The sequence below is a fragment of the Blattabacterium cuenoti genome (assembly GCF_014251635.1).
Lineage (GTDB): Bacteria > Bacteroidota > Bacteroidia > Flavobacteriales > Blattabacteriaceae > Blattabacterium > Blattabacterium cuenoti_S.
On sequence record NZ_CP059194.1, the window covers coordinates 338,151 to 349,307 of the forward strand.

Annotated in this window: 8 protein-coding genes; all 8 read right to left on the reverse strand. The window is 28.5% G+C overall.

Going from position 1 to position 11,157, the window contains the following annotated elements; translation table 11 throughout:
- Positions 1 to 31: 31 nt before the first annotated feature.
- The 8 genes from H0H64_RS01615 to H0H64_RS01650 are packed head-to-tail and all read right to left on the reverse strand — an operon-like array spanning position 32 to position 11,097.
- Complete coding sequence (locus tag H0H64_RS01615; protein ID WP_185857074.1) at positions 32 to 1,111, reverse strand: M20 family metallo-hydrolase; 1,080 nt, start codon at positions 1,109 to 1,111, stop codon at positions 32 to 34.
- Complete coding sequence (gene argB, locus H0H64_RS01620) at positions 1,102 to 1,890, reverse strand: acetylglutamate kinase (protein WP_185857075.1); 789 nt, start codon at positions 1,888 to 1,890, stop codon at positions 1,102 to 1,104. Before argB ends, H0H64_RS01615 begins: the two co-directional genes overlap by 10 nt.
- A complete protein-coding gene (locus tag H0H64_RS01625) occupies positions 1,887 to 2,843 on the reverse strand; it encodes a Rossmann-fold NAD(P)-binding domain-containing protein (RefSeq protein ID WP_185857076.1) in 957 nt (318 codons plus the stop codon). Before H0H64_RS01625 ends, argB begins: the two co-directional genes overlap by 4 nt.
- Before the next feature lie 14 nt (positions 2,844 to 2,857).
- Complete coding sequence (gene carB / locus H0H64_RS01630) at positions 2,858 to 6,085, reverse strand: carbamoyl-phosphate synthase (glutamine-hydrolyzing) large subunit (protein ID WP_185857077.1); 3,228 nt, start codon at positions 6,083 to 6,085, stop codon at positions 2,858 to 2,860.
- Between the two features lie 26 nt (positions 6,086 to 6,111).
- Positions 6,112 to 7,209, reverse strand: coding sequence for a glutamine-hydrolyzing carbamoyl-phosphate synthase small subunit (carA, locus tag H0H64_RS01635; protein ID WP_185857078.1), 1,098 nt, complete (start codon positions 7,207 to 7,209; stop codon positions 6,112 to 6,114).
- An 8-nt stretch (positions 7,210 to 7,217) separates the two neighbouring features.
- Positions 7,218 to 8,360, reverse strand: coding sequence for an aspartate aminotransferase family protein (locus tag H0H64_RS01640; protein ID WP_185857079.1), 1,143 nt, complete (start codon positions 8,358 to 8,360; stop codon positions 7,218 to 7,220).
- The gene (gene argC / locus H0H64_RS01645) at positions 8,360 to 9,334 is read right to left on the reverse strand and encodes an N-acetyl-gamma-glutamyl-phosphate reductase (RefSeq protein ID WP_185857080.1); all 975 of its coding nucleotides are present in this window, start codon (positions 9,332 to 9,334) and stop codon (positions 8,360 to 8,362) included. The genes H0H64_RS01640 and argC overlap by 1 nt, the downstream gene beginning before the upstream one ends.
- On the reverse strand, positions 9,331 to 11,097 hold the full coding sequence (locus H0H64_RS01650) for an argininosuccinate synthase domain-containing protein (protein ID WP_185857081.1): 1,767 nt from the start codon (positions 11,095 to 11,097) through the stop codon (positions 9,331 to 9,333). The genes argC and H0H64_RS01650 overlap by 4 nt, the downstream gene beginning before the upstream one ends.
- Between the last annotated feature and the right edge of the window lie 60 nt (positions 11,098 to 11,157).

Sequence of the window (11,157 nt, forward strand, 5' to 3'; positions counted from 1 at the left end):
AACAAACAAATTTACCTTTTTTGTTTTAAATTCAAAAGTTAAAATCTTTCAACAAACAGATATAAATATCTATTCCCTCCATGATTTCTGAAATCAAAACATATTCATTAGGCGTATGAGAACGTACACTATCTCCTACTCCCATTTTAATAGTAGAAAAAGGCATTATGCTTTGATCCGAAAGAGTAGGAGATCCATAAGTTTTTCTTCCTACTAATTTAGCTTTTAAAACAATAGGATGCATAGGATTTATAAAAGATGAATTTAAATGAGAAGAACGTGGATTCATTTTAGAATGAATTTTTTTTCGTATCATCTCAATCAATTCCTCATTTCTATATAATTCATTAGTTCTGATATCTATGACAAAAGAACAAATATCAGGAATGACATTATGTTGTATTCCTCCTTGTATTTGAGTTACATTTAAAGTAGTAGAACCTAGTAAATCCGACTTTTTATCAAAATAAAAGTTCCTCAAGCGTTCTATATCTTTTGTGGCTATATAAATAGCATTGATTCCTGTATTTCTCGCAGAGTGTCCTGTTTTTCCTTCAGCTACACAATCTAATACTATTAACCCTTTTTCAGCAATAGCTACTTGCATTTGTGTTGGTTCTCCAACAATTCCTAAGTCTATAGATCCCAATTCATGTAAAATTGATCTTACACCTGAAGAACCAGATATTTCTTCTTCTGCAGTAATAGAAAGTATTAATCTATAAGGTAATTCCGATAAATTACTTAAATATATAAAAGTAGATATCAATGAAACGATAGAAGCTCCAGCATCGTTACTGCCTAATCCAATTAGTTTATCTTCTTGTTTGATCGCTGTAAAAGGATCAGTTTTCCAATTTTTTCCTGGTTTTACCGTATCATGATGAGAATTTAATAATATGGTTTGTATATCTTCTTGTTTAGAATAATTATTATTTTCAGTCCATATATTGTTAAATTTTCTTTTTACATGAAATCCATATTTATGAAGATAATCCTCTATTAGGAAAGAAACCTTATTTTCTTGTTCAGATATAGAAGGCGTATTGATGATCTGTATTAGAAGTTGTATGGCTTCTTCTTTTAAAACTTTTAAATCGACTACAGACATAGCTTGGTCTTATTATTCACATCATTTAAATGGTTAGGTTGGCCTATACTGACCTTGGATACTCCATTTTTTAATGCAAAAAAAGCATTTTCCAATTTAGGAATCATTCCATTTGTTATGGTATGATTTTGTTTCATTTTTTGAAATAAATGAAAATTGATTTCTTTAAAATAAGATTCCGAATCTTTCACATCTCGTAAAACCCCTTTTTTTTCAAAACAAAAATGTAACTCTACTTCACAATCTTTATCTTTTTCCTTAGCTAAGGATATAGCAATATAAGCAGCTATTGTATCTGCATTTGTATTGAGTAGATTTCCGATTCCATTATGTGTGATAGAACATAATACAGGAATGATATTATTTTTTAATAAAAATTTTATTAAATGTGTATTGACACTTTTCACATTAACATCTCCCACATATCCATAATCAATATTTGTCATTTTACGTAAATATGATTTAATGCAATTTCCATCAGCTCCACATAAACCTAAAGCGTTACAATGATAAGATTGTAATATTGCCACGATATTTTTATTAATTACTCCTGCATAAGTCATAACTACTATATCCAAAGTTTCTTTATCTGTTATTCTTCTCCCTTGTATCATTTTTGGTGAAACCCCCATTTTTTTTGAAATAAAATCCGCTTTTATTCCTCCTCCATGAATCAACACTTTATATCCTTGTAGTTTACAAAAAGCCTCCAAAGAATCATGAAGACACTTACGGTCATTAATTAAATGTCCTCCAATTTTGACTATGTGGATTTTCATGATAAAGATTGTAACATTCTTAAAAAAATTATTTGCGAAGCATAAATTCTGTTTTTTGCTTGTTCTAATACAATGGAATATTTACTGTCTAAAACCGCATCTTCCACTACTACATTTCTCCTTACAGGCAAACAATGCATAAATTTAGCTTGATTGGTTAGTTTCATTTTATTTTCAGTAATCATCCAATCTGAATTTTGACAAAGCATTTTTCCATAATCTAAATAACTACTCCAATTTTTAGCATAAATAAAATCTGCATTTATAAATGCTTCATTTTGATTATGTGTCGTATAAACTCCATTAGAAAATTTTTTATGTAGATTATATTTTTCTGGACACGTAATTGTAAAATTTATCTGTTCTATTTTTGATATCCATTGAGAAAAAGAATTCGCAACGGAATGAGGCAATGATTTTACATGAGGAGCCCAACTTAATACTACTTTACATCTTTTTTTAAAAAAAGATGTAAATTCTGCAATAGTCATAACATCTGCTAAAGATTGTAAAGGATGTAAAGTTGCACTTTCCATGTTAACTACTGGTACTCTGGAATAATTTAATATTTTATTAAAAATAATTTCTTGATAATCATAATCTTTATCTAACAGGTTTGGAAAAGTTCTTACTGCAAGAATATCACAATAGACACTCATCACAGAAATAGCCTCTTTAAGATGTTCTTGTGTGAGATTCATAACGCTTCCGTCATTCATTTCAATTGTCCAAGAATCCCTATGAACATCTAATATCCAAGTATCGCATCCTAAGTTAAAAGCCGCTTTTTGACAACTAATTCTTGTACGTAAGCTAGGATTGAAAAAAACCAATCCGATTGTTTTATTTTTTCCAATATGATGAAAATCATATGGATGCTTTTTCAAAATAAGAGCATCTTTAATGAGATCATGTACATTGATAACATCTTCAACACTAAAAAATTTTTTCATAAATTTATTTATATTCAGTATTCATCCCAAGCTTTTATAAATAATTGATCTGTAGATAAATTACAGAATGCTTGTATAAAAGCTTTTGCCAAACGGGCATTAGTGAGTAAAGGAATATTAAAATCGACAGCATAACGTCTAATAGTATAATCATTATTTAACTCTGATTTGCTTAGATTTTTTGGAATATTAATAATAAGATCCAATTTTTTATTTTTTATTAACTCAAGAACATTTGAATATTTCTTGACATTAGGCCAATAAACTTTTATTGAAGGAATTCCATTATGGGATAAAAAACTATTAGTTCCTTCTGTCGCAAACAATATATATCCTTTTTTATGCAAAAGTTTTACAACTTCTAAAAGATCTAATTTAGATTCAATAGGGCCTCCAGATATCAATATATTTTTTTTGGGAACAGTATAGCCTACAGAAAGCATAGATTTTAAAAGCGCTTCATCAAAAGTATTTCCTAAACATCCCACTTCTCCTGTAGAAGCCATATCTACACCTAAAATAGGATCTGCATCTTGCAAACGGGAAAAAGAAAATTGAGAAGCTTTTACCCCCAAAAAATTTGTAATAAAAAAATTAGGTTCTATTTTATTTTTCTTTTTTCCAAGAATAACTTGAGTAGCTAATTCAATCATATTAAAATGAGAAATTTTTGATACAAAAGGAAAACTTCTGGAAGCTCTCAAATTGCATTCAATTACTTTTACTTCATTATCTTTAGATAAAAATTGAATATTGAAAGGTCCAGATATATTAAAATATTTGGATATTTTTTCAGATATACGAATAATTTCTTTTAATGTAGATAAATATAAATTATGTGGAGGATATACTAATGTTGCATCTCCTGAATGTACTCCTGCAAATTCTACGTGTTCTGATATAGCATAATACAAAATTTCTCCATTTTGAGAAACAGCATCTAATTCAATTTCCTTAGCATTTTGAATAAATTCTGTAATAACTAATGGATATTCAGAAGAGATGGATACTTTATCACGAAGATAATGCTGCAGTTCTTCTTGATTAGAAATAACATTCATATCCGCTCCAGAAAGAACATAAGAAGGTCTAACCAATATAGGAAAATCTACTTCTTTTATAAATTTATGAATAGCATCAAAATCTGATAATTCTTTCCATCTAGGTTGTCTAATTTTTAAATGATCCATAGCATTAGAAAATTTATATCTATTCTCTACTTTATCAATGGAAACAGGAGAAGTTCCTAAAATTTTAACCTTTTTTTCATAAAGTTTTAAAACTAAATTATTAGGAATTTGCCCTCCCATGGAGACAATTGTTCCTTTAGGTTTTTCTAGTTCAATAATATCTAATACACGTTCTAAAGTCAACTCTTCAAAATATAATCTATCACATACATCAAAATCGGTGCTGACAGTTTCCGGATTATAATTTATCATTATGGATCTATAAGATTCCTTATGAATCGTATTTAATGCATTGACACAACACCAATCGAATTCAACACTACTTCCAATTCTATAAACACCAGATCCTAATGTAATGACAGACTTTTTATCCTCTTCGTAAATAATATCATGTTGAATCGCATGATATGTTAAATATAAATAATTTGTATACGCCGGATATTCAGACGCTAAAGTATCAATTTGTCTTACATATGGAACTATATTTTTTACTTTTCTACGTTCCCTTATTTCTTGCTCTAAATTAAAAATATTGTAATCTCTATTTTTTTTAAAAAAAATACTAGCTATTTGTATATCAGAGAATCCTTCTCTTTTGGCTTTTCGTAACAATTCTTCTGGAAGATCTCTAAAATTATCAAAACGATCTATCTTTTTTTTTGTTTGAAAAATATTATCAAGCTGGTATAAAAACCATGGATCAATCTTTGTTAAATGATGTATTTCTTTTATGGAAATACCTGATTCTAAAGCCTCTTCTAAAAAGAGAATTCTTTGGTCTGTAGGTTTTTTTAGATATTCTTTTAGTAATCGAACAGATTTCAATTTCTTTTTATTCATAACATTAATAAATCCTTGCATGCCTATATCTAACATCCGAATTCCTTTTTGTAAGGCTTCTTCAAAAGAACCTCCAATAGCCATAACTTCTCCTACACTTTTCATACTACTTCCAATTCTATTAGAAACACCATAAAATTTTTTTAGATCCCATCTAGGAATTTTACACACGACATAATCCAATGCAGGTTCAAAAAAAGCCGAAGTATTTCTAGTTATAGAATTTTTTAATTCGTGCAATCCGTATCCTAAAGATAATTTAGCCGCAACAAAAGCTAAAGGATAACCTGTAGCTTTAGAAGCAAGAGCGCTAGAACGAGAAAGACGCGCATTAACTTCAATTACACGATAATCTTCTAAACTAGGATTTAACGCAAACTGAACGTTACATTCTCCTATTATATGAAAATCTCTAGCTATATATATCGCTAGTTTTCTTAAACTATAATATTCAGAATTTGTTAGAGTTTGCGAGGGGGCTACAACAATACTTTCTCCTGTGTGAATTCCTATAGGATCAAAGTTTTCCATATTGCATACAGCAATACAATTATCATACTGATCTCTAAGAATTTCATATTCAATTTCTTTCCATCCCTCTAAATATTCTTCAACAACAATTTGAGAAGAATAAGAAAAAGCTTTATTTACTATCTTTTTTAAATCATTAACATTTTTAGCGAAACCACTTCCTAAACCACCAAGGGTGTAAGCTGATCTAATAATAATAGGAAATCCTATTTCTAAAGCATAGGAAATTGCATCATCCATAGAATGAGCAACAAAACTTTTTGCCGTTTTTATGTTAATGCAAGTTAACCGATTCCTAAATAAGTTTCTATCTTCACTGTGAATAATAGATTCAATAGAAGTTCCTAAAACTTTAATTTTATATTTTTCTATAATTCCTTCTTGAAAAAGTTGAATTCCACAATTCAATGCAGTCTGTCCACCAAAAGACAATAAAATTCCTTTTGGCCTTTCCTTATCTATAACACGTTTAATAAAAAATAGAGTTAAAGGAAGAAAATAAACTTTATCAGCAATTTCTTTTGAAGTTTGAACTGTGGCAATATTTGGATTAATCAATATAGTATAAATTCCCTCCTCTTTAAGGGCTTTTAATGCTTGTGTCCCAGAATAATCAAACTCACCAGCTTCTCCTATTTTTAATGCACCTGATCCCAGGATAAGTACTTTATCTATTTTCATACTAATTTTGAAAGATTAAAGATTCTTTAATTATTCATTTTGTTAATTGAATCTATAAAAAAATCGAATAAAAATTCGGTATCTTTAGGTCCACTTGAAGCTTCTGGATGAAACTGTACAGAAAAAAAAGGTTTATCATTATGAATGATTCCTTCGCAAGTATCATCATTTAAATTTTTAAAAAATATTTTCCATTCTTTGGAAAGATTTTTTGCATCCAAAACATATCCATGATTTTGCGATGTGATAAAACTTTTTCCTGTTTCTAACGAAAAAACTGGTTGATTATGACTCCTATGTGCATATTTCAATTTATAAGTATCTCCTCCTGCCGCTATACCTAAAAGTTGATTTCCCAAACATATGCCAAATATAGGTTGTTTTTTTTTCATAGCTACACGAAGATAATGTATAGGTTTCTTATAAACCTTAGGATTTCCAGGCCCATTAGAAAGAATCAATCCATCATATTCTTCTTTCGTAAAATCATAATCCCATGGGACTCTGATTACAGAACAATTTCTTCTTAAAAGACAACGTAATATATTATTCTTTAACCCAAAATCTACAAGTAATATTTTGTATTTCCCATTTCCATATATAATTTTTTCGTGTATCGATACTTTTTCAGAAAGATTTTCTTGATTCGGATCATAAAAAGGAAGATCTTCATTTTCCATTAGAATTTTCCCTAACATGGATCCTCCATTTTTTCTAAGTTTTTTTGCAATAAATCTAGTATCTACACCATATAATCCAGGAATTTTATTTTCATACAACCAATTTGATAGAGATTGATTCATATTCCAATGATACGGACGATTAGAATAATAAGAAATAATAAGTCCGGATACTTGAATTCTATCGGATTCATAAAATTCAGAAATAGATTCTTTACTACAAGAAGAAGATGGAATTCCATAATTCCCTATTATGGGATAAGTATAAGTAAGGATTTGACCTTTGTAAGAAGGATCTGTAATACTTTCTGTATAACCGGTCATAGCTGTATTAAATACAACTTCTCCAGAAGAGGATACTGGTGCTCCAAAATGATAAGCTTCATACCGAGTTCCATCTTCTAATACAAGTATCGCTTTTTTTATTATTTTATGGTTTTCCATGTTTTTATCTAATATCTAAATAGATACGCTAAGGCATTCTTTAACTTTTTTAGGAATAATTTTATATGATTTTCATTAATATTTAATGGAGGAAGTAATCGTAAAACATATGGATTGCTAGACGTCCCAACAAACACTTTTTCTTTATAAATTAAAAGATTTTTTAAATCTTGAATAGGAAAATCAAATTCTAATCCGATCATCAATCCTCTTCCTCTAATTTCATTAATTTCAGGAATAAGACATAATCCTTGTAACAATATTTTTCCCATTCTTTTTGCATTTTCAATTAAATTCTCTTTTTGAATAATTTCCAACACAGTAATTCCAGCTGTACAAGCTAAATGATTCCCTCCAAAAGTCGTTCCTAACATTCCATAGTATGGTTGAAACTTAGGATGTATGAGGACTCCTCCTATAGGAAATCCATTTCCCATACCTTTGGCCACAGTAATTAAATCTGGTTTTATAGAATACAATTGATGAGAAAAAAAAGATCCTGTTCTTCCATATCCACTTTGTACCTCATCTATAATCAATACTGTATTATATTTTTTGCAAAAACTTTCGATTTTATAAAAAAAATCTGATCCAGGATCTATAATTCCAGATACACCTTGTATTCCTTCAGTAATTATAGCACAAATATCTTGATTTTTTAATTTTTTTTCTAAAGAATCAAAATCTTGATAATTTATGAATATGGTTTCATGTTGAGCATTAAAAGGGGATATCAATTTGTAGTTATCCGTTACAGATAAGCTCCCACTTGTTCTTCCATGAAAAGATCCTTTAAAAGCAATAACTTTTTTTTTACCTGTATGAAAAGAAGCTATTTTCAATGCATTTTCATTAGATTCTGTACCAGAATTACATAAAAACAATGAATACTCTTCATATCCTGAAATATTTCCAAGTAAATCAGCTAATTTTCTTTTTTGAGAAATATAAATACTATTAGAATAATAGGAGATTTCATGAATTTGTTCTGTCAAAGCTTTGATATAATATGGATGCGAATGTCCAATGGAAATGACGGCATGTCCTCCATAAAAATCCAAATACATATTTCCTTGAATATCATAAATATAAGCTCCTTTGCTTTTACTTAATTCTATATTTAAAGTAGGATAAACGTCAAATAATTTCATTAAAAACGAACGGATTTTAATCTTAAACCACAAGTTTCATCTAAATCAAACATAAGATTCATATTTTGTACGGCTTGACCAGAAGCTCCTTTTATAAGATTATCTATAATGCTTATAACAATCAATTGATCTTTCTCTTTAATAAGATATAAAATACATTTATTAGTATTGATCACTTGTTTAATATCAATATTGATATCAGAAATCTTTACAAATGGATGATTTTTATAATATTCTTTATATATTTCTTGATTCTTTTCCAAAGAAAGAACAGAATGAGTATATAAAGTCGTTATAATTCCTCTAGAAAAATTACCTCTGTAAGGTACAAAATAAATTTTAGAATAAAAATTGTTTTGTACTTGATGAATAGTTTGTTCAATTTCCTGCAAATGCTGATGTTGAAAAATTTTATAAGCAGAAATATTGTTATTTCTCCAACTAAAATGATTAGTATCATTCAGTTTTCTTCCAGATCCTGTAGAACCTGTTATGGCGCTAATATGAATATTTTTTTTTAATAATTTATTTTTAGCTAATGGCAAAATAGCTAAAAGAATAGCTGTGGCAAAACATCCAGGATTGGCTATATTATGAGATTTCTTAATTCTTTCTTTTTGCCATTCTGGTAATCCATAGACAAAATTTCTATTGTTAAAAACGGATTGAATTTTGATTCTGAAATCTTGACTCAAATCAATCACTTTTATATTTTCTGATATATTATTCAATTCTTTTCTAGATTCTCCATGTCCAGAACAAAGAAATACAATATCTATTTTTTTGCTTAAATCACGGTTGAACTTTACATTTTTCATTTCTCCTAATAAATCTTGATGAACCAAATGAATTAATTCTCCTGAATGACTTTTGCTAACTATATTTTTAATACTAGTTTTTGGATGATGAATCATCAATCTAATCAATTCTCCAGCAGTGTATCCAGCCCCTCCTATAATTCCTATTTCAATCATTTTTCTTTTTTATTTAAATTGTGATACATTTTCATTTGATTGCTCAAAATTTTTGTAAACCCCTTAACATCTTCAGCTGTCCAAGCATAATTCATTTCTCCATATTGAGCCATATTATAATGAGAAGATGTCATTAAATCAAACTTAGATTTTATTCCTACTAAATGAAATCTATAAGGATAAAGAATAACATCTACAGTTCCAGTTAATCTTTCTTGTGTGCTTTTTAGAAATTTTTCTATATCCCGCATGACAGGATCTAAGTATTGAGCTTCATGAAGTAACATCCCATACCAATTGGATAATTGTTCTTTCCAATAAAGTTGCCATTTTGTAAGAATATGTTTTTCCAATAAATGATGAGCTTTTATAATAATAATAGCAGCTGAAGCTTCGAACGCAACTCTTCCTTTAATCCCCAAAATAGTATCTCCTATATGGATTCCTCTTCCTATAGCAAATTCTGATGCGATTTTTTCAATTTTTATTATATTTTTTATAGGTTTTCCTCTCTCTTGATTGACACTTACTAATTCACCCTTTTCAAATTCTAATTCTAAATTCTCACTTTTTTTTCTACTTAATTTTGTTGGATAAGCTTCTTCCGGAAAATCATGATAAGAAGTCAAAGTCTCTTTTCCTCCTATACTCGTTCCCCAAATTCCTTTATTGATAGAATATTTAGCTTGATCCCAACAAATGGAGACCCCTTTATCTTGCAAATATTCAATTTCTTCTTTTCTAGACACCTTCATATCTCTTATCGGAGATAAAGTTATTTTTTCTGGACAAATAATTTGAAAGGCTATATCAAATCTAATTTGATCGTTCCCTGCTCCTGTACTTCCATGAGCAATTGCTTTTGCTTGAATATAAGTGGCGTATTGTGCTATTTTAATCGCCTGAAAAATTCTTTCTGAACTTACAGAAAGTGGATAAGTATTATTTTTAAGAATGTTTCCGAATATAAGATATTTTATACAATTTTGATAATATTCTTCTATAGCGTCAATAGTCTTGTGCGATTTAGATCCAATGCTTAAAGCTCTTTCTTCAATTTTTAATAATTCATCTTTTTTAAAACCTCCCGTATTAATAATAACTGTATGAACTTCATATTTTTTTTCCTGTATTAAATATTTTAAACAATAAGAGGTATCTAAACCACCACTATAAGCTAAAACAATTTTATCTCCAGTAGATAAAGAACTTTTATCTTTTTTATTGTTTTTATTCATATACGGATTGTATAAAAGACCTGTGCATAAACACATTTTTCTTTGATTTCTGGTTAAAATATCAAAATTTGCACAACTTTGACATCCTTTCCAAAACTTTTCTGAATGAGTCAATTCACTAAAAGAAACAGGTTTAAAACCCAATTCTGTATTGATTTTAATAACTGGATTACTTGTTGTAATACTAAAAATTTTAGAATTTGGAAATTTTTCTCTGGAAAGTTTAAAAATTTCAATCTTAATAATTTTAGCTAATCCTTGTTTTCTAAATTCAGGAAAAACAATTAAACCGGAATTAACGACAAATTCTTCGTTCTGAAAAGTTTCAAGGTAGCTAAACCCCGCTAATTTTTCATCAAAAAAAGCAATTACCGCATTTCCATGAATCATTTTTGATTTAATATACTCTGGATCTTTTTTTGCGATTCCAGTCCCCCTTATTTTTGCTGATTCCTTAATTTTTTCGCAAATTAAGAAAGCATATTTCGTATCCTCTTCATGAGATACTCTAACTTTTATTTTCATCTTTACTTTATAAGAACCCACGTAAAATAAAGATAAGTAACTAAGGAAAAAAATAAATGC

Excerpts from the sequence above, each read along its gene's own strand:
- H0H64_RS01615 (WP_185857074.1), bottom strand. The coding sequence starts at position 1,111 with ATGTCTGTAGTCGATTTAAAAGTTTTAAAAGAAGAAGCCATACAACTT.
- H0H64_RS01650 (WP_185857081.1), bottom strand. The coding sequence starts at position 11,097 with ATGAAAATAAAAGTTAGAGTATCTCATGAAGAGGATACGAAATATGCT.
- H0H64_RS01640 (WP_185857079.1), bottom strand. The coding sequence starts at position 8,360 with ATGAAATTATTTGACGTTTATCCTACTTTAAATATAGAATTAAGTAAA.
- argB (WP_185857075.1), bottom strand. The coding sequence starts at position 1,890 with ATGAAAATCCACATAGTCAAAATTGGAGGACATTTAATTAATGACCGT.
- carB (WP_185857077.1), bottom strand. The coding sequence starts at position 6,085 with ATGAAAATAGATAAAGTACTTATCCTGGGATCAGGTGCATTAAAAATA.
- argC (WP_185857080.1), bottom strand. The coding sequence starts at position 9,334 with ATGATTGAAATAGGAATTATAGGAGGGGCTGGATACACTGCTGGAGAA.
- carA (WP_185857078.1), bottom strand. The coding sequence starts at position 7,209 with ATGGAAAACCATAAAATAATAAAAAAAGCGATACTTGTATTAGAAGAT.
- H0H64_RS01625 (WP_185857076.1), bottom strand. The coding sequence starts at position 2,843 with ATGAAAAAATTTTTTAGTGTTGAAGATGTTATCAATGTACATGATCTC.